The organism is Leclercia sp. W17, from assembly GCF_003336325.1.
Classification (GTDB): domain Bacteria; phylum Pseudomonadota; class Gammaproteobacteria; order Enterobacterales; family Enterobacteriaceae; genus Enterobacter.
The window spans coordinates 3,883,352-3,904,161 of sequence record NZ_CP031101.1; the positions used below are offsets into that span (position 1 = coordinate 3,883,352).

Here is a 20,810-nt window from a genome sequence, read left to right on the forward strand (position 1 = left end):
ACAAACCCATCACTCAGTAAGCCGTGGTTGTAACCGGCAATCAGCAATGCCTTGACCCGTGATTTCATCGTCACCTCAGAAGAAAACGTATCCGCTATTGCTTACGGTCACGGCTGGCTTCTGGCCGGATGATTCGGGTTCTGCAGATGGCTTCTGGTCATTCCATCGCTGCCCATTTAGGTAACTGGATGGAAGCAGGCGATCAAACCCGAACTGTTTTCCTAGCCGACACGCGATATCTTCTGCCAGCATGGAAGCGAATTGCTCTGCCGTACCTTTGGTGGCGGCACGCCATTCCTTGAACTGAGTTCTGAATGCTGAGGCTGCATTTTTCTTGCCGTCTTTCCGCATTCCTGCAATCCAGAAAATCTTCTCGAATGCCTCATCGGTTGCCTGGTGTTTGTTTGAAGGCTGAGGTGGTTTTTCGTCCTCCGCTCGAACTTGTTCGGGCAGAGTGTTTTTAATGTCTTTATTGTCTTTTGTAATAGTGTCTTTTGTGTCCCCCTGTTTTGAGGGATTCGACTCCCTCAATTTGAGGGATGTTTTATCCCCTGTTTTGAGGGATTTCCCCTCGTTTTGAGGGATGCACCATTCATCGATGTTTTTGTTAGGCCCGAACATGCCACCTTGTTGCTTGATGACGTTCATTCTGACGAGCTCTAACTTCGCTTCATTGCACCGTTTGACCGGCAACTTTGTGATCTCGCTAAGCTGAGAATCGCTGATCCTGTCCATCGGCTTATTCCACCCGTAGGTTTTACGCAGAATAGCGAGCAGCACTTTGAAGTGTCGCTTGGTCAGATCAGCGCCTGAATAAGCCTCAAGGAGCATATTTGACAGCCTGGCGTACCCATCATCGAGTTCTGCCACACGACGCTCCACGACCGTCAGAGACGGCCTGATTGGTGTTACTGTTGCAGGGCTACTCATGACCGTTCTCCTTCCGCTTTAGTTCTTCGATGATGGCTCTCAGCTTTACGCCAACAGCCGGGTTACAGGATTTGATGAACCGGTCACGAGCAATATTTTTGTGTACTGCCGCCTGGTATAACCGAGGTTTTTTTGGCATAATTACTCCTGATTAAATGTGTTGGCGTAACACAGTGATCTAAGCCCCGAACGAGTTACCGCTCGCTTGGGGTTTTTCTTTTGTGAGAATTTCAGCAACCTGCTTTGCCAGCCGCGCCATATCCTCATCAACGACGCCCCACTCCAGCACGGCCAGTAACATCGACAGCTTCGGCAACATGCTTTCCTTCCATCGGGTGATGCCCGACTTATCCATCCCCAGCGCCTTTGCAACATTTGATGCACCGCGAATAGCAATCTGATTCAGGATCCAGGACTCAATTTTTCGAGCCTGATCTTTGTTTCGTGTGGTTGTGTTATCCATTTGTGATAATTCCTTTGTGTTGAAATAGTTAAAGGCCATGCGCAGACACGCAGAGCCATGTTTGATTTGTTTTACTTGGATTAGCTTTTCAGCTACGTAGGCCGGACGGCCGTTGTGAAATGCAGGTGTTACTTGAAACCCTACGCGGCAGCCCGGTAAGCAGCCTCGTTGTATTTGAGAGCGCCAGCTGTAACCACTTCCAGACGATAGGCGTCTTTCTCCGGGATCACTTCTTTCCACTGTGAAACCGCGGCGTCACTAATGCCTAAAGCCTTCGCTACTGCTCGCTGGGTTCCGAAGTGGTCGATAACTTGTTTTTTGTACATGGACTCGCTCCGAAATAAAGAACACTTAAATTATCAACTAAAGGAAACTTAAGTCAAGAAGATTTAAGATGACTTAACTATGAATATGAAAACGATGGGCGAACGCATTCGTGCGCGACGCAAAGAGATGAAGATCAGGCAGGATGCACTCGGCAAAATGGTGGGTGTGTCTAATGCTGCGATTTCGCAGTGGGAACGAAGCGAGACAGAACCGAAAGGTGATAACCTGCTTGCCCTGGCGAAGGCGCTTAACTGCTCTCCAACCTATCTGCACAATGGTGAACAAAGCCAGGCAAACGTCGCCTATCATGGACTGAATAAACCAAAAGGTAGCTACCCTCTTATCAGCTGGGTAAGCGCAGGGCAATGGATGGAAGCTGTAGAACCTTATCACCGCCGGGCGATTGATCACTGGTACGACACAACAGTGGAGTGCTCTGAGGACTCTTTCTGGCTTGATGTACAAGGTGATTCGATGACGTCACCAGTAGGGTTAAGCATCCCGGAAGGAATGGTTATCCTGGTTGATCCAGAAGTAGAGCCTCGAAGTGGAAAACTGGTCGTCGCCAAATTAGAGGGTGTGAACGAGGCCACCTTCAAAAAATACGTAGTCGACGCCGGGCGTAAATACCTCAAACCACTTAACCCCCAATACCAGATGATTGAGGTTGACGGGAACTGCAAGATTATCGGCGTTGTAGTCGATGCCAAAATAGCAAATCTTCCATAAGGGCCGTCTGGCCCTTTTCTTTTTTCTTCTCACACCCAGCAAATCAAGCGCCACTTCAATTCCCCTTCACTCACGAAAAATAAATTAAGTTTTCTTCAAATTACTCTTGACCATCAAATTAAGATGTCTTAAATTTATCCCATCAACAGGAAGCAGCACTCACCAGGACGGTGAACCGACAACGATTCAGTGATGAATCTACGAGGCTGAAAAGCCTGATAACCAAAGTGAACTTTGGGATTGGATGAATGCGCAGGCTGATGCGCTCATCGGGAGCTTAAACGATAAGCATTATCTCGGTTTGTTAATGCCGGAGATCAGCGCCGGCCATCCAATCACCAAAGTTCATCAGGAGGTCACCATGACACGCAGAACAGCATTCAATGGGTCAGCAGCAGGTCGTCGACGTGAGCGTCGTGCAGCAGTACAGAGCGCAGTTGCCGTAAGCGCTGAGACCATGCATCGCCCTACCCTTAGTCGCGCTCAGGTTCAGGCTAAAGGCCAGCACCACACGCCAGCAAGCATTGAAGATGCGACCCCGATTAAGTTCGTTGCACAGGATGCAGCGTGGCAGCGCCAGGAATACAAGCGCCAGCTCGAACGTGCAGCCATCGTTTACAGCAATGAGTTCGGCAATAAGCCGATTGAAAGCGGGATGTGCCTGCCGGATGTGGCGATTTATGCCGCCGGTCACCGTAAAAGCAAACATATTACGGCTCGCTGAGGTGGCCCATGAAGAACAGCATCAAGTGCCCGGTATGCGGTCGTGACTTCGATCCACGCACACCGGTCTGCCACATCAGCAGGTATCACCAGTCAGCGAAGAACTGCGAGCTGGAGAAGATACGCGATGCCCGGCGGCAATATTTCAAAGTAACAGCGAATGAGGTTAGGTGATGAGAAATACAGCTTCAGTTTTTGCGAGTGAATGTCGTGATGAATACAAACGCTATCGCGGCAAGTGCAAGTCTACGGTCCGTGGGGATGGCGTTCACGACCTTTGGGTCAAACTGGCGTGGGTAAACCGGCAGCAGGCTCGTCATTGGGCATCACAGGTCGCGTAGGCGGCCTTCACCAGAGGTCATTTACGAGTGGCCTGCGGTGAATAAACAAAGGGGTGAGGGTATGGGCAAACGAATTGATGGGGAGATTATCCGGGGCGTCATAAACGACCCTCGCCTCTTCCCTGGGATTGAGCGGGTAAGAAGTGGCAGCACTCAGATGTTTGGGAAGCGAATTATCCAGGGTGGGAAATGCATTCAGGAATGCGATTTTGAAATCACTCCTCCAGAAAAGAGCTGGTATTCAAAGGAAATTGATGGGGTTTGGCACTGGGTTGAAGGCTGCGACCATTGCAATGGGGAGCCTAAAGAATGGGCGTATTCCCGTTGCCAGAAGCATGATGTATGCGTTGATTGTGGCGGAAACAGAAAGAGTACGACGACAGCATGGGGCTGCAGTGGTGGATGGCGTTGCAATGACTGTCAGGAACAGATTAACAGACAGCGTCTCGCAGAAGCTGAGGCCCGGATCGTGCCTGATGATGAATACGATGAGATGGATTTTTGGCACGAAGCCGAAGCCAGATGTCCATGGTGTAAAGCTGAAATATCCACCGATGAATCATACGACGCCTGCCAGGAAGAGCATCAATGCTATGAATGCGAGCGTCACTTCAAGCTGACGGCAGAGCATTCGGTGTCATGGACAACAATTCGTTCAGTCAAACAGGTCGCATAACGCGGCCTTTTAGCGGGTAACTACAGAGGGTAAGGGTATGGCAGATAAGCAGGTTCAGCTATCTGGTAAATGCGTCTTGAAGATAGACACCATCAAAGGCAGCAGCACTATTGAAATACCAAAAGTAAATCTCAGCGGCAAAAACAATGCAGACGCTTTGCTTAATGAAGTGTTCCATTTTGGAGTAATGCGTCACGGCAAAAACAAGCTCCGCGAAATGCTTGAAGAGAAGCTTGATGGTTACGGTGAAGAGTACGAAAACCATGGCCTAACCTACGACTAACCCGCTCCGGCGGGTTTTTTATTGCCTCATACCCCAGCAACTTCACAGAGGTTGCTCAGTTATGAGACGGCGGCCATCCACCGCCAACATTTTTGGCCTTCGCATATATGCGTAGGGGGGTTTTACGTTCAGCGGCGCGGCTTAAGCGCGGAGATGATTATGAGCAAACAAGATAATGGCGGGCGAGCTTTCCCGGTAGATAGCGTTGTTGAGAGAGACGAGAAAGGTCACCTCCATGGATTCGAAATTAGTTCCGGCGGCATGACGCTGCGTGACTACTTTGCGGCAAAAGCCATGGCTTCAGTATCACTAGCCCTCGAACCCAGCGAGCAGTCGCTGATTGCCAGCGCCGCATATGCTCAGGCTGACGCCATGCTCCGTGCCCGGGAGGCCTCATGACAGTCACCCACAACGGCAAGCAGAACACCGCATCTAAGTTAAACGATAACGAGTGGCGCCTGAGTTCAGTCGATAAGCCGCGCGAGACTTTCACGATGGACCGCAAGCAGATGCAACTGGCCGGGTTACTTGAGCAGGTGGAGAAGCAATCATGACCATCAATCATTACCTGTTACAGGTCGCCCAGGGTGAGCTGGCCATAGCTCAGGTTCTTGGAGACGGGAAGCTCTGGCAGCGAGCCATGGAAAAGATGCGCGTGGCTATGGGCATACCGAGATATAAGCGCGGAGGCTGCAATGGAATGGATTAAGTGCAGCGAAGAGATGCCACCACCTGAAGAAGCAGTGTTAATACTTCGCAATGGTGATGTCTATCTCGGAATTCGGCAGTGGGAATATCCCTCGCATGAGGACGCCTTCGACGCATTCTTGTACTGGGACGATTTCCACAATGACGGGCAAGGCTGGGAAGATGACGAAGTAACGCACTGGCTACCCATCCCCGACAACCCGACCGAGTAATCCCCCACCCCATTTCACATCTGGCAGCCAATCGGTGCCGGGTGACGCAAATATTCAGGAGTAACCATGAACATCACATGCGAGTGCGCAGAGATGCGCACGTCTGTAGGTCAGCGCAACACAATCAGGCTTGAGCTTGAAGATGTGGTGCTGGCTGGAACCGTCGATACCAGAGAGGTGCTTAACCAGCTTGATGGCGTTGTCATCATCCAATGGCTGGCTGATCAGGGCTACACCATCATCCAGCAGGAGCGTGCAGCATGAGTGCTATGGAGCGCTGGGATGAAGATGCTTTCGTCAGGCTGATGCGTGACGTGATCCCCGATACGCCGGATGACGATGACGAACCGGTTAACCTGGCTGCAGGACGCCAGAACCCGGTGATCAGCTGGGCAGAATTTGCGGGAGATTTCACATGAACCTGAATCTTTTAGACGAGCCATTCGCCACAGGTGATATCGAGTGGCGAATTCAGCAAGCCGGGAAGAGCGGTAACAAGATTTGGGCCAAGGTGCTGGCATACGTTACCAACCGGGCAATCATGAAGCGCCTAGATGAGGTGTGCGGTAAGGCTGGCTGGCGTAACGAATATCGCGACATCCCGAACAACGGAGGCGTTGAGTGCGGAATATCCATCAAGGTGGATGGAGAGTGGATCACCAAATGGGATGCAGCTGAAAACACTCAGGTGGAAGCGGTTAAAGGCGGGCGATCTGGAGCGATGAAACGCGCTGCTGTGCAGTGGGGGATCGGGCGTTATCTCTACAACCTGGAGGAAGGATTCGCCATTGTCTCAGCGGAGCGGGCAAATGGATTCCACTATGCCAAATCAAAAGAAGTTGGCGTGTTTTACTGGAAACCCCCTGTCCTGCCAGCCTGGGCATTGCCTGCCGGGTCGGTGCACGAGCAGAGCGAACCACAGCCCGCAGAGCATATAAACGAGCCAGAGCCACCTCAAAACGTGGATGCGGACAAGATACTCGCCGCATTCTCTTCCTACGCCAATAACGAAACGGACATCAAGAAGTTAACTGAGCAATACAGAAAGACCTGGGCGGAGCTTAGTGGCTATGCAGAGCACCAGGAAAAATGCAAAGACGTCACTGGTATCAGACGTTCAGAACTTACACAGGCGGCATAAATGGCAAGCAAAGGCATCAACAAAGTAATTCTCGTTGGCAACCTCGGGCAGGATCCTGATGTCCGCTATCTCCCGAGTGGTGGCGCAGTAGCAAACATCACCCTGGCGACTTCTGAGTCGTGGCGCGATAAGGCGACAGGCGAGCAGAAAGAACAAACCGAATGGCACCGGGTGGTGCTGTTCGGCAAGTTAGCAGAAGTAGCTGGCGAATATCTTCGTAAAGGTTCGCAGGTATATATCGAAGGCCAGTTGCGCACCCGGAAATGGACGGATCAGTCAGGCATGGAGAAGTACACCACGGAGGTGCTGGTCAACGTCGGCGGGGTCATGCAAATGCTCGGTGGACGGCACGCAGGCGCACCGGCAGGAGGAGGTAATCAGCAAGCCGGCAATCAATCCAGCGGAGGGCTCCAGCAACAGCGGTCAACGCCTGCGCAATCAAATGAACCTCCAATGGACTTCGATGACGATATCCCCTTTTAACGCCTGATTAGCCCCTTTTCCACCCTATTTCACCTCACGGAGACGGGTTAACCACACCCGCAATTCGCTATGCACCACATATCTGGCAGACGCCACTACTCGAAAGAGACGCTTGTCCGACTGCTGAGCAAGGACAGCAAAAACTTCATCGCTACTTACTGGACAGGCGTTAACCCTGGCGACGGATGCTTCAACGCCGGGATTAACTTAGTCACTCACGAATCGTTCTATGCAGGATGGGGTGGCTCTCTGGAAGAGAAAAGCGAGTACATCACTGCTTCTGAGCTGGAGATGGTGAAGGAGATGTGTGATGCGACGCCGTGGGGCCAGGAGTTCGGCGGGAAGTGCCTCGGGGGGATGGAATATCGACTTAAGCCTGAAATGAGGGTGACGCCATGAAAGCGTGGACTACCGAAGAGCTGGCGCTTTTGTGGCGCTACAACAATAACCAGGTCGCGCAGATGACCGGGCGCAGCATCAAAGAGGTTGGTGATCGTCGCCTGCAGGCAAATCTGGAGCGCAACGGGTGGGATAAGAAAGACCCATCAGCGATGAATAAGTGGGAGGCGGCATGAAGCGACTGAGCACCGAACAAGAGAATGCCTTGCACTCTCAGGCGCGGCGATGCAGTGACGAACTGAAAGCGGCGATGCAGTGACGAACTGAAAGCGGCGATGCGCACAAAGCCCAAGCCGAACTGGAATAAAGTCGTCCCGCCTATCCTCCGAAAATATCACCAAATCGTCGAGCCTCTCGGCATCAGCCTTATCAAATTTAACAGCGAAATTGGGCGCCTTAATGGGCGCTACGGAGTGGAGCAATGAGCAAAAGTATTCGAATCGAACTCGGTGAAAAGTACGTCGTAACCGGTTCAGCGCACGACCTGATTTTGAGCGAGAAGAAAATCAGCAAAGAGGGTAAGAACGCCGGTCAGGAAATTCTCTCTCGCCTGGGTTACTACAGCAAGTTTGAGCACCTTGTCCGTGAGTTGATGCATAAGGAGATTCTGGAGTCGGAGGCGCAGAGCTTGCAAGAGTTGCGTGACCACATCCAGAAGGTCAGCGAGACGCTCGCAAAGGCCGTCGGTTTATGACAGCTCAAATCACCGGGTCGCTAATGCGGTTCTCTAATCTCACGAGGAGTTACCAATGAAATTGACGCTAGATCGATTAAAAGAGCTCCTTTCCTATGACCCCCAAACAGGCATTTTCACTTGGATATCACCTCCAAAAAACTACAGGCGTCCTGTTGGCTCTGCCGCTGGATACTTAACCAGCCTTGGGTACATTCAAATTGGTATCGATTGCGGCAACTACTCCGCACACCGGCTCGCTTGGATGTATATGCATGGAGAGTTTCCTGAGATGGGCATTGACCACATAAACGGGAACCCGGCAGACAACCGAATCGAAAACCTGCGTGCGGTAACTCACCAGCAAAACATGTGGAATAGAAGGGTTCAGAAAAATAATAGCTCAGGGTATCCGGGTGTTTACTTTAACAAATCCGCTAATAAGTGGCGTGCGTGTATCAGAGTTAAAGGGAAGCGGATTCATCTGGGGTATTTTAAATCGGCAAAAGAGGCGCATGACAAATATGTTGAGGCTTCAAAAGAACATCACTCCCAATACGCAAGAACCCATTCGTGACAGGGCACAGAAAGCTGGAACCTCACCCACCAAGCCTCTTTTAGAGGCTTTTTTATTGCTGGCGTTTGCCGTCAGCCGCATCAATGAACAGTTCAGGGAGCACTGACCATGGCAGATTTTGCAGACGAAGCATCGGCCGTCGAAGAGTTGCAGCGTAATGCTGCGTTGAGTGCTCACCGGATTAACCGTGATGCGGTATCTGCGACGCACTGTAGCGATTGCGATGAAGAGTTGCCGGAGGCTCGCCGGAAAGCGTACCCGGGATGCACGATGTGCGTTGAGTGCCAGGGTGAGCAAGAGCTTCGGAATAAGCAGAGGGGGATGTGATGGATATCGAACAATTTGATTCTGATATTTACCGGCTAGATATAGTCCAAATTTTCGACAAGTATCCGCACATTGATTTTAAAGTTTTTCGCGAGCCAACTGATGTGATCAGCCTACCTAATGGCCTGGAATGGACGTGCGAATGCGGTTGCGGAGTGGTGACACCTGGTTACTGGACGGTTGGCAGCGCTTATACCGCAGACCATAACGGGAATGTTTTCTCCTGCTCACTTGAGCTTGGCCTGGCATCTCCCTGTGTAAAAAACTCAGGTGAGCATTTCGGCATATCAGTCTTCGAGGGAAGGTGCCTGATGGATTACAGCAAGCTGAGTGACTTTGAGATAAACCGGGCTGTGGCAATCGCCCAGGGATTTTCTCCTGACGATTGCGACATTGCAAAGCGCGGATCGTCATTGGTTGGCGTGGAGTGGAATGAAGATACTGGCTACGCGACGAGGTCTTTCGATTACTGCAACAACCCGGCGGACGCATGGCCGATTATTAAAAACAATGGAATTTCACTCGTCAAATATGAGCATGGCATGTGGCTTGCGTCCTCAGATGCGTACTGGGTTGACGGTGTTGAATGGCAGATTGACGGAGAAGCACATTCACGCCCGCTCCGCGCAGCAATGATTATCTTCCTCATGATGCAGGAGGGGTCAAATGCTGACGTTTAAGCACTTCATGAACCGGCCAACCTGGGCAGCCGCTGCGGGCTATCCGTTCAATTACTTCGACTGCATGTCATATACGGCAGGGATGTACGGCGGTGTTTTCGTAGCCATCCGCAATGTCTTCTATGACTTCTTCGGCACTGAACTTCGCGAATTACCACTGGTGTTAGCCGTGCTGATTCTGGCATCCGCCGGGATTGTTTTATGGCCCCTCATCTTCTGGGTGGCAGCTATTTGGATATGGATTCGCTGCCGTCACCATCGCAGTAAATATCACCTTGGCGGCGGAATGACGGAAATAGCCAGGAAGAATCTGAACGTTTGGAAAGTGCAGCTTGACCGCGACTTTCTCAAAGAATCGCACCGCGCTATGCGTGCGGCATGAGGAGAGATTATGAACTTAACGACTAAGCAGATTTACGAAATTGCCTGTTTCGCCGGGCTGATGTGTAGCTCGCCTGAGGAATCTCAGATTGATGAGGAAACAGAGATCAGCATCGACAACGGCGTGATTCATGGTGATGACGGCCAGGTTCAATATGAAGGGCTGCGAGCGTGCTGCGCTGATTACCAGGAAGAAGGCTACATCCAGCTTGAAGATTGACGCAACTGATAGCTGATTCACTGAGTCGGCTATTGGGTGCGAATGCACTGCCACGTTATCCCCCTTTCAGCCCTCCATTGCGAGGGCATTTTTATAGGTGAAATTTATGGTCTCTACCGCATGCCCGGCGCCATCAATAATGACTACAGATATGGATATTCTTTCACTTACATCAAAAAGCGGAAACTCTCATCAGCCAATTAGGGATGGAGAATGGAGGCCGCCGGTTGGTTGCGAGTGCGAGATAAAAAGAATTGCTGACTGGATGCCAGTTACTATCAAATTTATTTCTGATCATCATACCGTCTTCACCACTTTCGGCGGCACTGAGGATTGCTATCAAACATGCAGCCTCCAGTTTCGACCTATACGCTCAAAAGAAGATAGGAAGCGTGATGCCGCTTGCGATGCAATGCATAAACGGTGGCGAGAGGTTGCAGGGCAGACGCGAGAAGATGGTTCTTTGGTTGATATTTACTCTTGTATTTACGACGCAATCGTCGCCGGGGATATCCCTGGCGTTTACGTCGAATAGCTGCCTGAGGGCGGTTTCTTTTTGCCTGGAGAACGCAGTGGAACAATACAGCATCACTCTCAATCAGGCCTGCGTAATGCTGGGCATATCCAGACCAACAGCTGCGAACTGGATCCGCACCGGCAGACTGCAGGCAACCCGCAAAGACCCATCCAAACCAAAATCCCCTTACCTCACTACCCGACAGGCCTGCATTGCGGCGCTCAAGTCACCGCTGCATACTGTCCAGGTGAGCGCGGGCGATGGCATACGAGAGGAATTAATATGTCACTCTTCCGCAGAGGTGAAACCTGGTACGCCAGCTTCACATTGCCGGACGGCAAAAGATTTAAGCAGTCTCTTGGGACAAAGGACAAAAGGCAGGCCACGGAACTCCATGACAAGCTAAAGGCAGAAGCCTGGCGGGTGAGCAAGCTCGGTGAAGTGCCTGACATGACATTTGAGGATGCCTGTGTGAGGTGGCTTGAGGAGAAGGCGCACAAGAAGTCGCTGGATGATGATAAGAGCCGGATCGGATTCTGGCTCCAGCACTTCGCAGGCATGCAGCTGAAGGACATCACTGAATCGCGGATCTACGCCGCCATACAGAAGATGACTAACCGGAGGCATGAGGAAAACTGGAAGCTGATGAGCGCGGCGCAGACGAAGAAAGGGAAGGAAGCACCTGATTACGTACCTCGCCCGGCATCGGTGGCGACAAAGGCCACGCACCTTTCGTTTATCAAGGCGCTTCTCCGCGCGGCAGAGCGTGAATGGAAGATGCTGGATAAGGCACCGATCGTAAAGGTTCCCCAACCGAAGAATAAGCGTATCCGGTGGCTGGAGCCGCACGAGGCCAAAAGGCTGATTGATGAATGCCCGGAGCCGTTAAAGTCTGTTGTCGAGTTTGCGCTGGCTACAGGACTTCGTCGGTCGAACATCATCAATCTGGAGTGGCAGCAGGTTGACATGCAGCGCCGGGTGGCGTGGATACACCCGGAGCAGAGCAAATCGAATCAGGCCATTGGCGTGGCACTGAATGATACTGCATGTCGCGTGCTGAAAAGACAAATAGGAAGTCACCACAAATGGGTGTTCGTCTATAAGGAGAGCTGCACTAAGCCGGACGGAACGAAAGCGCCAGCAGTGAGGAAAATGCGGTATGACGCCAACACTGCCTGGCGGGCAGCATTAAAACGAGCAGGCATCGAGGATTTCAGGTTTCACGATCTGAGACACACCTGGGCAAGCTGGTTAGTTCAGGCCGGGGTTCCGATATCGGTGCTGCAGGAAATGGGTGGGTGGGAGTCTATCGAAATGGTACGCCGGTATGCACACCTGGCACCAAATCACCTGACCGAACATGCCAAGCAAATCGACTCGATTTTTGGCGATTGTGTCCCAAATCTGTCCCACATGGAAAGCAAGGAGGGTACGAATAACACGTAACTGATTGTATTTTCTGGTGCCGATAATAGGAGTCGAACCTACGACCTTCGCATTACGAATTGCGCTGCTCTACCAACTGAGCTATATCGGCTTTCAGGAGAGGTACTGCGGTGTAAAAGGGTAAGAAAAAGAGGCCACCTCGTCAACCCCTCCTCTTTTAGTCGTTGATTTTTACACCAACCCGCGCAAAAACCATGCAACTAAAAGGGCTATTTTCGCCTTTCTTCACATTTTGCGGCTATTTGCCCCCATCGGAAATGCCATCTTTCCCCGTTTCCCTTCAGAATCGGCTATCTTGAGTTTTACATTTTGACATCAAGCCCCGCCAGAACAGGTCGATACTAATTCTAATCGGAACACAGAAATGCCTGAGAGAGTGGGTAAATAATGAATAAATTTTTTGTCACCGATGACATAGGCGGCACGGACCTTGAACCGAGAAGAACCGCCAGCTTTATCAAGCGCGCCCTGCTGCTGATGTTTTCTCTGCTGGCAATGCTGTTTATTATCGCCATCATCGCGTTGCTGACGATCGTGCGAAATATCAACGAAGACAGCGATAAGCACAGCGCCATGCTGCTGCAAAAGGCCATCCATAACCGCGTCGATACCCTCACGACCCACATCAAAGATTACGCCTGGTGGGGCGAAGCCTACCAGCATCTGCACCCGAAGGTGGATACCGACTGGGCGTACACCCGTCAGAATATGGGCGCGACCCTCTGGCGCGATTTTGAGTACGAAGGGGTGTTTGTGCTGGATAGCCATGGGCAGACCCGCTACAGCGTCATCAACGGCAAGCTGGTGACGCGCTCTCTGCAAGCCTGGCTGGGCGACGATCCCATGCCCGACCTGATTCAGAAAATAAGCAAGCCGGACGCCACACCCGTCTCCAACACGGTGGTGATGAAAGGAGGCTATCCGGCGCTGGTGGCGGCGGCAAACATCACTACGGGTGATGACTCAAGCATCACGGCTGCCCCTGGTCCAGCCTCGGTTCTGGTATTTGTGGACGTGCTGGATGAGCACAAGCTCGCCGCGCTGGGTGAAGAGTACGGTATCGCCCAGACTCGCGTGCAGCATACGGGTGCCCCAAAGCTGGAAGGACGACGCGGGGTAGCCACCCTTCCTGTTGATGGTCAGCAGGTTACGTTTGAATGGAAAAGCGAAAATCCGGGGCGGGAACTGCTGCGCTATATTCTGCCGCTGCTGATCCTGCTGGCGCTCTGCACCGCGATTCCCGGCGTGATGCTGGGACGTAACGCGCTCAAAAAGGCGCGCATGTATGATGAAAACACCTATCTGCTGGCGCAGAACCGTCTGGCGCTCACTGCCAGCGAACGGCGTTTTCGTGACGTTGCCGAGGCGACCACGGACTGGATCTGGGAGACGGACACCGAGCTGCGCTTTACCTGGCTTTCGGAACGTTTTCCGGGGATCACCGGGCACAGCATATCGGCCTGGATTGGTCGCCCGCTCAGCGAGCTGATGGAGGCCGAAAACCAGTCGCTGGCGGATTGGATCACCCTTCCCGGCCAGACGGGCCATCGCCGCCTGCTGCACTGCCGTTATCTTTCGGCGATGGGCCACCAGCGCTACTGCCATATTGCGATTAAACCGGTTATCGCGCCGGAAGGGATCACCGGCTACCGCGGCACCGCCACGGATGTCACTCTCGAAGTGGAGGCCCAGGCGCGCGTGGAGTACCTCTCCCGGCACGACGATCTCACCGGACTGCCCAACCGGGTGCGGATGCGCGAGTTCCTGGAGGGCAAGCTGCGGGCGCAGCCTACGCAGATGCATCCGCTGGCGATGCTCAGCCTCGATCTCGATAAGTTCAAACCGGTCAACGATCTGTTTGGTCACAGTGCCGGCGATAGCGTACTGCATGAAGTCTCGACCAGGCTACGGGCCTGTATCCGCGATTACGATCTGGTGGCGCGCCAGGGCGGAGACGAGTTTATCCTCATTATCTCCGACATTCGTGACAGGAAGTACATTGATACCCTGTGCGAACGTATCATTGCCGAGATTACGCGACCCTTCCTGATCAACGGGCATGAGATTGTCATCGGCGCCAGTATTGGCGTGGCTATCGCACCGCACGATGCTGTCGACGCGAGCGAGCTTCTGCGCTTCTCAGACATCGCATTGTACAAAGCGAAAAGCACCGGGCGTAGCAAGTGGATGTTTTATACGCCCGAAATGGCCGAACAGATGGTACAGCGTCGCGAGATGGAAGAGAGTCTGCGCGAAGGGATTAAAAAAGAGCAGTTCCGTCTGGTCTATCAGCCGCGCTATGGTCACGACTCCTCGCGCATCATTGCCGTGGAGGCGCTGGTCCGCTGGGATCACCCTGAGCTTGGCCTGATCATGCCGGATCAGTTTATCTCCCTGGCCGAAGAGACCGGGCTGATCATTCCGCTGAGCGACTGGGTGCTGAAAACCGCCTGTCGGGACGCACAGCAGTCGCTGCACGGTCTCTCCGTGTCGGTGAATATCTCTGCCGTCGAGTTCCAGTCCTGGCAGGTCGTGGAGCGCATCAAAGACGCGCTCCAGATGTCGCAGTTAGATCCTTCCCGGCTGGAGATTGAAATCACCGAAAACGCCACCCTGTGGAATCCGGAAAACAGCCTTGAAATCATGCTGGCACTGAAGAAACTGGGCGTGAAGCTGCTGATGGACGATTTCGGCACCGGCTACTCCTCCCTGAGCTACCTGCGCAATTTCCCGTTCGATGGCATCAAGCTGGATAAATCGTTTATCGACGGCATGCCAGAGAGCGACAGCGCCAATACCATCGTCGAAAATATTATCGGTCTGGGTAAAGCGTTCTCGCTGAGTATTACGGCGGAAGGAGTGGAGACCGAAGGACAACTGCAAAAACTGATGATGATGGAGTGCGATGAAACCCAGGGCTATTTAATCAGCAGGCCGCTCAGCCTGACAGCGCTACAACAGCAAATCGCCGCGCTGGACTCGGCGGCACAGGAACGGGCAGGTCATAACATCAGGAGTAGCGCGGGCAGCAGCTGAGGCTGCCCGCGAGGGCAATCAGGCGCGAACGGTATCGTCGCCGAAGCCAATCCACTTGTAGGTGGTGAGCGCTTCAAGACCCATCGGGCCGCGGGCATGCAGCTTCTGGGTGCTGACTGCCACTTCGGCGCCGAGGCCAAACTGGCCGCCGTCGGTGAAGCGGGTGGAGGCGTTGACGTAAACCGCAGACGAATCGACCTCGTTGATAAAGCGACTGGCATTGCTCAGGGTGCGGGTAAGGATTGCATCTGAATGCTGGGTGCCGTGTTCACGGATGTGCGCGATAGCATCATCGAGATCGGCCACCACCTTCACGTTCAGATCCAGCGACAGAAACTCGTCGTCGTACTGCTCCGCTTTCACCGGTTCGACCTTCGCCGGGCCGTTCTGCAGTTGCGTCAGCGCGTTGGCATCGGCATGCAAAGTCACGCCGCTTTCCGCCATCTGCTTGCTCAGTGCCGGCAGGAAGGTGTCGGCGATGCCCTGGTGTACCAGCAACGTCTCCACCGTGTTACAGGTGCTCGGACGCTGGGTTTTGGCGTTGACGATGATTTTCAGGGCCGGATCGAACTCGGCAGTGTCATCCACAAAAATATGGCACACGCCGATACCACCGGTGATCACCGGGATCGTCGACTGCTCGCGGCACAGCTTATGCAAACCTGCGCCACCGCGGGGGATCAGCATGTCGATGTATTTGTCCATGCGCAGCATCTCGTTGACCAGGGCACGATCCGGGCTTTCAATCGCCTGTACCGCACCGGCTGGCAGGCCGCACTCTTCCAGCGCCTGCTGGATCACCTTTACCGTGGCGGCGTTGGTGCGCCAGGTCTCTTTCCCGCCGCGCAGGATGGCGGCATTGCCGGTTTTCAGGCACAGCGAGGCGACATCTACGGTGACGTTCGGGCGGGCTTCGTAGATCACACCGATCACCCCCAGCGGCACGCGGCGACGTTCGATGCGCAGGCCGCTGTCCAGCAGTCCGCCGTCAATCACCTGCCCTACCGGATCGGCCAGACTGCATACCTGACGCACATCGTCAGCAATGCTTTTCAGACGCGCGGGGTTTAATGCCAGGCGATCGAGCATCGCCTCGCTCAGGCCGTTGCGGCGGGCTTCCAGCAGATCCTGCTCGTTAGCGAGCAAAATCTCGTGGGACTGGGCTTCCAGATACTCTGCGATTTTTTCCAGCACGCGGTTTTTCTCGCGGCTGGAAAGGAGCGCCAGTTTGTACGAGGCGGCTTTGGCAGCGGCGCCCATTTGTTCCAGCATGTCCTGCTCCTTAACGGGTGATCATATCGTCGCGATGGACAGCAACCGGGCCGTACTCATAGCCGAGAATGGCATCGATCTGCTGTGAATGGTGGCCTGCAATACGGCGCAGCGCGTCGCTGTTGTAGCGGCATACGCCGTGGGCAATGTCGCGCCCTTCCAGATTGCAGATACGAATCACTTCACCACGGGAGAAGTTGCCTGTCACGCTTTTAATTCCTTTTGGAAGCAATGAGCTGCCTCTTTCCAGAATAGCTGCGGTGGCGCCCTCATCGACGGTGAGCTGCCCGGCGGGCGGCGCGCCGAAGATCCAGCGTTTGCGGTTTTCCAGCGGCGTGGCTTCAGCATGGAAACGGGTGCCCACCGAAATGCCTTCCATCACATCGCCGATAACGCCCGGACGGCTGCCCGCGGCGATGATGGTGTCGATGCCCGCACGGCACGCTACGTCGGCAGCCTGTAGTTTGGTCCCCATGCCGCCGGTGCCGAGGCCAGAGACGCTGTCGCCCGCGATGGCGCGCAGCGCATCGTCGATACCTTTTACATCGGTGATCAGTTCCGCCTGCGGGTTGGTACGCGGATCGGCGGTGAAGAGCCCCTGCTGGTCGGTCAACAGCAACAGCTTGTCTGCGCCCGCCAGAATGGCGGCCAGCGCCGAAAGGTTATCGTTATCGCCGACTTTGATTTCTGCGGTAGCGACCGCATCGTTTTCGTTAATGACCGGCACGATGTTGTTATCCAGCAGCGCGCGCAAGGTGTCGCGGGCGTTCAGGAATCGCTCCCGGTCTTCCATATCGGCGCGGGTCAACAGCATCTGCCCGACGTGAATGCCATAGATGGAGAACAGCTGTTCCCAGAGCTGAATCAGGCGGCTTTGTCCTACCGCCGCCAGCAACTGCTTGGAGGCAATGGTGGCGGGGAGTTCGGGGTAACCCAGGTGCTCACGCCCGGCGGCAATCGCCCCGGAGGTGACAATCACAATACGGTGCCCTGCGGCGTGCAACTGCGCGCACTGACGCACCAGTTCAACGATATGGGCGCGATTAAGGCGGCGCGATCCGCCTGTTAACACACTGGTACCGAGTTTTACCACCAGCGTCTGGCTGTCACTCATGATTCTCTGCCATTCAACAATAAGGGAAATGATATCAATCAGACTTTTTATCAGGACTGGGGCCCGTTGCCAACCGCCATAACGCAGAGGTAACCACTTTGTTGCGCGGGATCAGGAAGCGTAGCGGCAGAATTTGACGGTTTTATTACTGAAATAAAAAAATACCCTTTTTTAAACTTATTCTGTATTTGTCATAAAATGTTCATTTCATCACGTTAAAACCCTTCCTGTTTTTTCACGGAACAAAAGCATGAGCTTACTGTTCAGCGAATATTAGCGCGTTTATAAGAAACCAGGATTGAAAATGAAAAAGAGTACTCTGGCATTAGTGGTAATGGGCGTTGTAGCAACTTCATCTGTACAGGCAGCCGAAGTGTTTAATAAAAACGGCAATAAACTGGACGTGTACGGAAAAGTTAAAGCGATGCGTTATATCAGTGATGATGATGCTAAAGATGGCGACCAGACTTACGTGCGTTTCGGCTTTAAGGGCGAAACTCAGATTAACGATCAGCTCACCGGTTATGGCCGCTGGGAAGCTGAGTTCTCCGGCAATAAAGCTGAAAGCGACGCTACGCAGAAAACCCGTCTGGCCTTTGCCGGTATTAAGCTGAAGGATTTCGGCTCATTCGATTACGGTCGTAACCTCGGTGCGCTGTATGACGTTGAAGCCTGGACCGATATGTTCCCGGAATTTGGCGGCGACTCTTCTGCGCAGACCGACAACTTCATGACCAAGCGCTCCAGTGGCCTGGCAACTTACCGTAATACCGACTTCTTCGGTGCCATCGATGGCCTGGATCTGACCCTGCAATATCAGGGTAAAAACGAAGGCCGCGAAGCCAAAAAACAGAACGGCGACGGTTTCGGTACCGCTCTGACCTATGATTTCGGCGGCAGTGATTTCGCCATCAGCGGCGCCTACACCAACTCTGACCGTACCAATGCCCAGAACCTGCTGGCGCGCGGCGAAGGTAAAAAAGCCGAAGCCTGGGGCACCGGTCTGAAATATGACGCGAACAATATTTATCTGGCAACCATGTACACCGAAACGCGTAATATGACGCCAATCTCCGGTGGCTTTGCCAATAAAGCGCAAAACTTCGAAGCCGTTGCGCAATATCAGTTTGACTTTGGTCTGCGTCCATCCCTGGGTTATGTTCAGTCAAAAGGCAAGGATATTGAAGGCATCGGTGATGAAGATATCGTGAAATATATCGACGTCGGCGCGACCTATTATTTCAACAAAAATATGTCCGCGTTTGTTGATTATAAAATCAACCAGATTGATGACGATAATAAACTGGGCGTGAGCAGCGATGATATCGTCGCACTGGGCATGACCTACCAGTTCTGATTTATTCCGATAAAAAACCCGGCTAAGCGCCGGGTTTTTTTATTGTCTTTTTTCCGCCGGGCTTATGCCGTCAGCTTCACCGGTTCATTGGTGAAATCATCAGCAGGCTCGAGTTTCAGTTCGAACGTTGCCAGCAGCGTACGGGCTTTTTCGTGGAATTCACGCAAGGTGTGCTCAAGGCGCTGGATCACTTCCGGATCCTTAATGGCCATCGCCTGCCAGTGACCCTCTTTATTGAACAGGCCAAACTGATAGTTGTAGGTGAAGCGTGACTCTTCTGCTTCCATTTCCATCCACCATCCCCAGAATTCGCGCTTCTCCGGCGCTGGCTTTACGTTAACGCAAACAGCCAGGCAATCGAAAAAGAAGCGATTCTCTTCGCACTGCTCTTCGCGGATGTAGGGGCCAAGAGCCATAAACTTCTTGATCATCCTACTTTTCGGATGTCCACTCGGTAACGTCATTGCGATCTCCTTTTGTGAAGCCACTGTTTTACCAAACCCAAAAAAATTAGCAATCTCTTAACTCAATCTCTGATGGATCCAGCGCGTGATCTGCTGCAGTGCTTTGTCAAAATTCTCATACACCGGGCTGAACGGCACCTCCAGCAGCTTGCCATCCACAGATGACGAGGTGATTAAGCGGGACTCCTCTTCCGGGCTGAAGGGATCGTTTTTCCAGAAGCCAGAGAGCATTGGCGTAGGGCAACGGCGTCCCAGCAGCCCCTGCATTTTCAAAGAGTAGCGGTTGAGCTCTACGCGCAGCGCCTCGTCCGAGGCATCGTGCATACCCAGCCGGCTGGCCAGCACATCAAGGTACATTTCCGGCACGCTGCCCTGGCGGGCAGGTTCACTTAACAGGGCGTGAACCACCGGCCCCAGACAGGCCACCGCCTTCAGACGTGAAGATTCGAGATAGGCGAGACGGACAGCGACATTGGCGCCAAAGCGGAAACCAAACGCCGCTACGCGGGTGTGATCCACCCACGGGTTTTGCTCCAGCGCTTTCAGGGCATGCTGGTGGAGTAAGCTGGAATCCTGGGTCAGTTTCCATTTTGACGAGAAGCCAATAGAAGGCATGTCGAGGGTCAACATCGCCAGCCCTTTTGGCGCAAAGTAGCGCTCATACAGGCTGTAGTAATCGGTCTGCAGGGAGTCGAGGCCGCCGCACATCATCACCGTCGGGAAGGGACCGTCGCCCGCGGGCATATGCAGGAAGCCGGTGACCGCCGGGCCACCGGGGATGGTAAAGCTGATTTCGCGCATCCGGCCTGGCAGGTGCTGGGCCGCCTCCTGATAGGCGCGGTTTGCCAGCGCCTGGGCCTGCTCTGCCAGTTCATCGCCTTTCAGGTGCGGGTAAGCCGCAATGCTGTAGAGATTAGAGGCGTGCAGCCAGTGCTGGCCGCTTAACAGAGGATCCTCCTCCTGGCTCGCCTTTTGCTGCCAGATCATCGCCTGTTTTGCCCATTCGTAGATCCAGTTGCCGCCGCGATAGCCCACCACCGTGTCGTACAGTTCGCTGTCAGTGCGCTCGGCCTGGCTCATGACGATACGCGCCTGCACATCGAGAATTTCGCGGGGATCAACACCGCGCCAGATCCACATCAGGCGGTTAACCATGCGATACCAGTGCGGGACATTTTTGCCATCCAGCGCCGACTGCACTGACGGCTGTACACCGCTGTTAAAACGACGAACCAGCGTCGACGTTTCCGGGTGCTTGAATTTGGGCTTGAAGAGAATTTCGCTGAGATTCGCCTGGGACATTGCGCGCTGCCTCTATTAATACGTCAGAG

33 protein-coding genes, 1 tRNA gene and 1 pseudogene are annotated in these 20,810 nt (G+C 53.4%); 26 read left to right on the forward strand and 9 right to left on the reverse strand.

Annotation, left to right across the window (positions count from 1 at the left end):
• Positions 1–75: 75 nt before the first annotated feature.
• The 4 genes from DVA44_RS19310 to DVA44_RS19320 all read right to left on the reverse strand — a co-directional run bounded on the left by DVA44_RS19310 (position 76) and on the right by DVA44_RS19320 (position 1,719).
• Positions 76–930 carry a replication protein gene (locus DVA44_RS19310; protein WP_114387865.1) on the reverse strand — a complete coding sequence of 285 codons (855 nt, stop codon included), beginning with the start codon at positions 928–930 and terminating at the stop codon, positions 76–78.
• Positions 923–1,069 (reverse strand): hypothetical protein, encoded by a 147-nt coding sequence (locus DVA44_RS26110; protein ID WP_224213928.1) that lies wholly within the window; start codon positions 1,067–1,069, stop codon positions 923–925. The genes DVA44_RS19310 and DVA44_RS26110 overlap by 8 nt, the downstream gene beginning before the upstream one ends.
• 39 nt (positions 1,070–1,108) lie before the next feature.
• Positions 1,109–1,393 (reverse strand): CII family transcriptional regulator, encoded by a 285-nt coding sequence (locus tag DVA44_RS19315; RefSeq protein ID WP_114387866.1) that lies wholly within the window; start codon positions 1,391–1,393, stop codon positions 1,109–1,111.
• A gap of 140 nt (positions 1,394–1,533) precedes the next feature.
• On the reverse strand, positions 1,534–1,719 hold the full coding sequence (locus DVA44_RS19320) for a Cro/CI family transcriptional regulator (protein WP_114387867.1): 186 nt from the start codon (positions 1,717–1,719) through the stop codon (positions 1,534–1,536).
• 79 nt (positions 1,720–1,798) lie between these two features.
• Here DVA44_RS19320 and DVA44_RS19325 point away from each other — a divergent pair, with 79 nt between their 5' ends.
• The 24 genes and pseudogenes from DVA44_RS19325 (at position 1,799) to DVA44_RS19425 (ending at position 12,236) form a co-directional block, all read left to right on the forward strand.
• Positions 1,799–2,449, forward strand: a complete 651-nt coding sequence (locus DVA44_RS19325) for a LexA family transcriptional regulator (protein WP_114387868.1) — start codon at positions 1,799–1,801, stop codon at positions 2,447–2,449.
• A 361-nt stretch (positions 2,450–2,810) separates the two neighbouring features.
• Positions 2,811–3,173: an antitermination protein gene (locus tag DVA44_RS19330; protein WP_114388455.1), complete on the forward strand. Its 363-nt coding sequence runs from the start codon at positions 2,811–2,813 to the stop codon at positions 3,171–3,173.
• Between the two features lie 401 nt (positions 3,174–3,574).
• Positions 3,575–4,189 (forward strand): hypothetical protein, encoded by a 615-nt coding sequence (locus DVA44_RS19335; RefSeq protein ID WP_139157114.1) that lies wholly within the window; start codon positions 3,575–3,577, stop codon positions 4,187–4,189.
• 37 nt (positions 4,190–4,226) lie between these two features.
• Positions 4,227–4,472 (forward strand): hypothetical protein, encoded by a 246-nt coding sequence (locus tag DVA44_RS19340; RefSeq protein ID WP_114387870.1) that lies wholly within the window; start codon positions 4,227–4,229, stop codon positions 4,470–4,472.
• Between the two features lie 159 nt (positions 4,473–4,631).
• Positions 4,632–4,871: a hypothetical protein gene (locus DVA44_RS19345; RefSeq protein ID WP_114387871.1), complete on the forward strand. Its 240-nt coding sequence runs from the start codon at positions 4,632–4,634 to the stop codon at positions 4,869–4,871.
• Positions 4,868–5,026 (forward strand): hypothetical protein, encoded by a 159-nt coding sequence (locus DVA44_RS25740; RefSeq protein ID WP_168194498.1) that lies wholly within the window; start codon positions 4,868–4,870, stop codon positions 5,024–5,026. The genes DVA44_RS19345 and DVA44_RS25740 overlap by 4 nt, the downstream gene beginning before the upstream one ends.
• Entirely contained in the window at positions 5,023–5,181 is a 159-nt protein-coding gene (locus DVA44_RS19350) for a host cell division inhibitory peptide Kil (RefSeq protein WP_114387872.1), read from the forward strand. Before DVA44_RS25740 ends, DVA44_RS19350 begins: the two co-directional genes overlap by 4 nt.
• Entirely contained in the window at positions 5,168–5,392 is a 225-nt protein-coding gene (locus tag DVA44_RS19355) for a DUF551 domain-containing protein (RefSeq protein ID WP_114387873.1), read from the forward strand. The genes DVA44_RS19350 and DVA44_RS19355 overlap by 14 nt, the downstream gene beginning before the upstream one ends.
• 66 nt (positions 5,393–5,458) lie before the next feature.
• A complete protein-coding gene (locus DVA44_RS19360) occupies positions 5,459–5,656 on the forward strand; it encodes a thioredoxin reductase (RefSeq protein WP_114387874.1) in 198 nt (65 codons plus the stop codon).
• Entirely contained in the window at positions 5,653–5,811 is a 159-nt protein-coding gene (locus tag DVA44_RS25745; RefSeq protein ID WP_168194499.1) for a hypothetical protein, read from the forward strand. The genes DVA44_RS19360 and DVA44_RS25745 overlap by 4 nt, the downstream gene beginning before the upstream one ends.
• A complete protein-coding gene (locus tag DVA44_RS19365) occupies positions 5,808–6,533 on the forward strand; it encodes a Rad52/Rad22 family DNA repair protein (protein WP_114387875.1) in 726 nt (241 codons plus the stop codon). The genes DVA44_RS25745 and DVA44_RS19365 overlap by 4 nt, the downstream gene beginning before the upstream one ends.
• Positions 6,534–7,016 (forward strand): single-stranded DNA-binding protein, encoded by a 483-nt coding sequence (locus tag DVA44_RS19370; RefSeq protein WP_114387876.1) that lies wholly within the window; start codon positions 6,534–6,536, stop codon positions 7,014–7,016.
• 69 nt (positions 7,017–7,085) lie between these two features.
• Entirely contained in the window at positions 7,086–7,415 is a 330-nt protein-coding gene (locus DVA44_RS19375; RefSeq protein ID WP_114387877.1) for a hypothetical protein, read from the forward strand.
• On the forward strand, positions 7,412–7,591 hold the full coding sequence (locus DVA44_RS19380; protein ID WP_114387878.1) for a hypothetical protein: 180 nt from the start codon (positions 7,412–7,414) through the stop codon (positions 7,589–7,591). The genes DVA44_RS19375 and DVA44_RS19380 overlap by 4 nt, the downstream gene beginning before the upstream one ends.
• A gap of 69 nt (positions 7,592–7,660) precedes the next feature.
• Positions 7,661–7,840 (forward strand): annotated as a pseudogene (locus DVA44_RS26115) (hypothetical protein); the annotation flags it as partial.
• Complete coding sequence (locus tag DVA44_RS19390) at positions 7,837–8,109, forward strand: DUF5405 family protein (RefSeq protein WP_114387879.1); 273 nt, start codon at positions 7,837–7,839, stop codon at positions 8,107–8,109. The pseudogene DVA44_RS26115 and the gene DVA44_RS19390, both read left to right, overlap by 4 nt.
• A 55-nt stretch (positions 8,110–8,164) precedes the next feature.
• Complete coding sequence (locus DVA44_RS19395) at positions 8,165–8,665, forward strand: HNH endonuclease (protein ID WP_114387880.1); 501 nt, start codon at positions 8,165–8,167, stop codon at positions 8,663–8,665.
• Positions 8,666–8,773: 108 nt separating this feature from the next.
• On the forward strand, positions 8,774–8,992 hold the full coding sequence (locus DVA44_RS19400; protein WP_114387881.1) for a TraR/DksA family transcriptional regulator: 219 nt from the start codon (positions 8,774–8,776) through the stop codon (positions 8,990–8,992).
• A complete protein-coding gene (locus DVA44_RS26285) occupies positions 8,992–9,672 on the forward strand; it encodes a phage protein NinX family protein (protein ID WP_371413819.1) in 681 nt (226 codons plus the stop codon). The genes DVA44_RS19400 and DVA44_RS26285 overlap by 1 nt, the downstream gene beginning before the upstream one ends.
• Complete coding sequence (locus DVA44_RS19410) at positions 9,659–10,054, forward strand: hypothetical protein (protein ID WP_210405523.1); 396 nt, start codon at positions 9,659–9,661, stop codon at positions 10,052–10,054. The genes DVA44_RS26285 and DVA44_RS19410 overlap by 14 nt, the downstream gene beginning before the upstream one ends.
• A gap of 9 nt (positions 10,055–10,063) precedes the next feature.
• Complete coding sequence (locus DVA44_RS19415) at positions 10,064–10,273, forward strand: hypothetical protein (RefSeq protein ID WP_114387882.1); 210 nt, start codon at positions 10,064–10,066, stop codon at positions 10,271–10,273.
• Positions 10,274–10,412: 139 nt separating this feature from the next.
• Positions 10,413–10,808: a hypothetical protein gene (locus DVA44_RS25750; RefSeq protein WP_168194441.1), complete on the forward strand. Its 396-nt coding sequence runs from the start codon at positions 10,413–10,415 to the stop codon at positions 10,806–10,808.
• 37 nt (positions 10,809–10,845) lie between these two features.
• A complete protein-coding gene (locus DVA44_RS19420; RefSeq protein WP_246843643.1) occupies positions 10,846–11,196 on the forward strand; it encodes a helix-turn-helix domain-containing protein in 351 nt (116 codons plus the stop codon).
• Complete coding sequence (locus DVA44_RS19425) at positions 11,118–12,236, forward strand: site-specific integrase (protein WP_246843644.1); 1,119 nt, start codon at positions 11,118–11,120, stop codon at positions 12,234–12,236. Before DVA44_RS19420 ends, DVA44_RS19425 begins: the two co-directional genes overlap by 79 nt.
• A 14-nt stretch (positions 12,237–12,250) precedes the next feature.
• Here the strand turns inward: DVA44_RS19425 and DVA44_RS19430 are convergent.
• Positions 12,251–12,327: transfer RNA gene (locus tag DVA44_RS19430), tRNA-Thr, on the reverse strand.
• Between the two features lie 296 nt (positions 12,328–12,623).
• On the opposite strand from DVA44_RS19430, the gene DVA44_RS19435 reads away from it, so the two are divergent.
• Positions 12,624–15,272, forward strand: a complete 2,649-nt coding sequence (locus DVA44_RS19435) for an EAL domain-containing protein (RefSeq protein WP_305773797.1) — start codon at positions 12,624–12,626, stop codon at positions 15,270–15,272.
• An 18-nt stretch (positions 15,273–15,290) separates the two neighbouring features.
• Here the strand turns inward: DVA44_RS19435 and proA are convergent, their stop codons facing one another.
• Both proA and proB read right to left on the reverse strand, forming a co-directional pair.
• Positions 15,291–16,544 (reverse strand): glutamate-5-semialdehyde dehydrogenase, encoded by a 1,254-nt coding sequence (gene proA / locus DVA44_RS19440; protein ID WP_114387884.1) that lies wholly within the window; start codon positions 16,542–16,544, stop codon positions 15,291–15,293.
• Between the two features lie 10 nt (positions 16,545–16,554).
• The gene (gene proB / locus DVA44_RS19445; RefSeq protein ID WP_103823956.1) at positions 16,555–17,658 is read right to left on the reverse strand and encodes a glutamate 5-kinase; all 1,104 of its coding nucleotides are present in this window, start codon (positions 17,656–17,658) and stop codon (positions 16,555–16,557) included.
• A gap of 304 nt (positions 17,659–17,962) precedes the next feature.
• Between proB and phoE the strand changes: the two genes are divergently transcribed.
• On the forward strand, positions 17,963–19,015 hold the full coding sequence (gene phoE, locus DVA44_RS19450) for a phosphoporin PhoE (RefSeq protein ID WP_114315829.1): 1,053 nt from the start codon (positions 17,963–17,965) through the stop codon (positions 19,013–19,015).
• Positions 19,016–19,077: 62 nt separating this feature from the next.
• Here phoE and crl read toward each other — a convergent pair whose 3' ends face one another.
• Together crl and frsA are read right to left on the reverse strand one after the other, a co-directional pair.
• Positions 19,078–19,479 (reverse strand): sigma factor-binding protein Crl, encoded by a 402-nt coding sequence (gene crl / locus DVA44_RS19455; RefSeq protein WP_103823954.1) that lies wholly within the window; start codon positions 19,477–19,479, stop codon positions 19,078–19,080.
• Between the two features lie 57 nt (positions 19,480–19,536).
• Positions 19,537–20,781 (reverse strand): esterase FrsA, encoded by a 1,245-nt coding sequence (gene frsA, locus DVA44_RS19460; RefSeq protein WP_103823953.1) that lies wholly within the window; start codon positions 20,779–20,781, stop codon positions 19,537–19,539.
• Positions 20,782–20,810: the final 29 nt, after the last annotated feature.

Coding starts and splice junctions, on each gene's coding strand:
- DVA44_RS26110 (WP_224213928.1), bottom strand. CDS start 1,069: ATGCCAAAAAAACCTCGGTTATACCAGGCGGCAGTACACAAAAATATT.
- DVA44_RS26285 (WP_371413819.1), top strand. CDS start 8,992: ATGGATATCGAACAATTTGATTCTGATATTTACCGGCTAGATATAGTC.
- DVA44_RS19325 (WP_114387868.1), top strand. CDS start 1,799: ATGAATATGAAAACGATGGGCGAACGCATTCGTGCGCGACGCAAAGAG.
- DVA44_RS19415 (WP_114387882.1), top strand. CDS start 10,064: ATGAACTTAACGACTAAGCAGATTTACGAAATTGCCTGTTTCGCCGGG.
- DVA44_RS19310 (WP_114387865.1), bottom strand. CDS start 930: ATGAGTAGCCCTGCAACAGTAACACCAATCAGGCCGTCTCTGACGGTC.
- DVA44_RS19370 (WP_114387876.1), top strand. CDS start 6,534: ATGGCAAGCAAAGGCATCAACAAAGTAATTCTCGTTGGCAACCTCGGG.
- proA (WP_114387884.1), bottom strand. CDS start 16,544: ATGCTGGAACAAATGGGCGCCGCTGCCAAAGCCGCCTCGTACAAACTG.
- DVA44_RS19365 (WP_114387875.1), top strand. CDS start 5,808: ATGAACCTGAATCTTTTAGACGAGCCATTCGCCACAGGTGATATCGAG.
- DVA44_RS19340 (WP_114387870.1), top strand. CDS start 4,227: ATGGCAGATAAGCAGGTTCAGCTATCTGGTAAATGCGTCTTGAAGATA.
- DVA44_RS19355 (WP_114387873.1), top strand. CDS start 5,168: ATGGAATGGATTAAGTGCAGCGAAGAGATGCCACCACCTGAAGAAGCA.
- DVA44_RS19335 (WP_139157114.1), top strand. CDS start 3,575: ATGGGCAAACGAATTGATGGGGAGATTATCCGGGGCGTCATAAACGAC.
- DVA44_RS19315 (WP_114387866.1), bottom strand. CDS start 1,393: ATGGATAACACAACCACACGAAACAAAGATCAGGCTCGAAAAATTGAG.
- DVA44_RS25740 (WP_168194498.1), top strand. CDS start 4,868: ATGACAGTCACCCACAACGGCAAGCAGAACACCGCATCTAAGTTAAAC.
- DVA44_RS19400 (WP_114387881.1), top strand. CDS start 8,774: ATGGCAGATTTTGCAGACGAAGCATCGGCCGTCGAAGAGTTGCAGCGT.
- DVA44_RS19360 (WP_114387874.1), top strand. CDS start 5,459: ATGAACATCACATGCGAGTGCGCAGAGATGCGCACGTCTGTAGGTCAG.
- DVA44_RS25745 (WP_168194499.1), top strand. CDS start 5,653: ATGAGTGCTATGGAGCGCTGGGATGAAGATGCTTTCGTCAGGCTGATG.
- crl (WP_103823954.1), bottom strand. CDS start 19,479: ATGACGTTACCGAGTGGACATCCGAAAAGTAGGATGATCAAGAAGTTT.
- proB (WP_103823956.1), bottom strand. CDS start 17,658: ATGAGTGACAGCCAGACGCTGGTGGTAAAACTCGGTACCAGTGTGTTA.
- DVA44_RS19435 (WP_305773797.1), top strand. CDS start 12,624: ATGAATAAATTTTTTGTCACCGATGACATAGGCGGCACGGACCTTGAA.
- DVA44_RS19320 (WP_114387867.1), bottom strand. CDS start 1,719: ATGTACAAAAAACAAGTTATCGACCACTTCGGAACCCAGCGAGCAGTA.
- DVA44_RS19390 (WP_114387879.1), top strand. CDS start 7,837: ATGAGCAAAAGTATTCGAATCGAACTCGGTGAAAAGTACGTCGTAACC.
- DVA44_RS19345 (WP_114387871.1), top strand. CDS start 4,632: ATGAGCAAACAAGATAATGGCGGGCGAGCTTTCCCGGTAGATAGCGTT.
- frsA (WP_103823953.1), bottom strand. CDS start 20,781: ATGTCCCAGGCGAATCTCAGCGAAATTCTCTTCAAGCCCAAATTCAAG.
- phoE (WP_114315829.1), top strand. CDS start 17,963: ATGAAAAAGAGTACTCTGGCATTAGTGGTAATGGGCGTTGTAGCAACT.
- DVA44_RS19395 (WP_114387880.1), top strand. CDS start 8,165: ATGAAATTGACGCTAGATCGATTAAAAGAGCTCCTTTCCTATGACCCC.
- DVA44_RS19380 (WP_114387878.1), top strand. CDS start 7,412: ATGAAAGCGTGGACTACCGAAGAGCTGGCGCTTTTGTGGCGCTACAAC.
- DVA44_RS19410 (WP_210405523.1), top strand. CDS start 9,659: ATGCTGACGTTTAAGCACTTCATGAACCGGCCAACCTGGGCAGCCGCT.
- DVA44_RS19330 (WP_114388455.1), top strand. CDS start 2,811: ATGACACGCAGAACAGCATTCAATGGGTCAGCAGCAGGTCGTCGACGT.
- DVA44_RS19350 (WP_114387872.1), top strand. CDS start 5,023: ATGACCATCAATCATTACCTGTTACAGGTCGCCCAGGGTGAGCTGGCC.
- DVA44_RS25750 (WP_168194441.1), top strand. CDS start 10,413: ATGACTACAGATATGGATATTCTTTCACTTACATCAAAAAGCGGAAAC.
- DVA44_RS19375 (WP_114387877.1), top strand. CDS start 7,086: ATGCACCACATATCTGGCAGACGCCACTACTCGAAAGAGACGCTTGTC.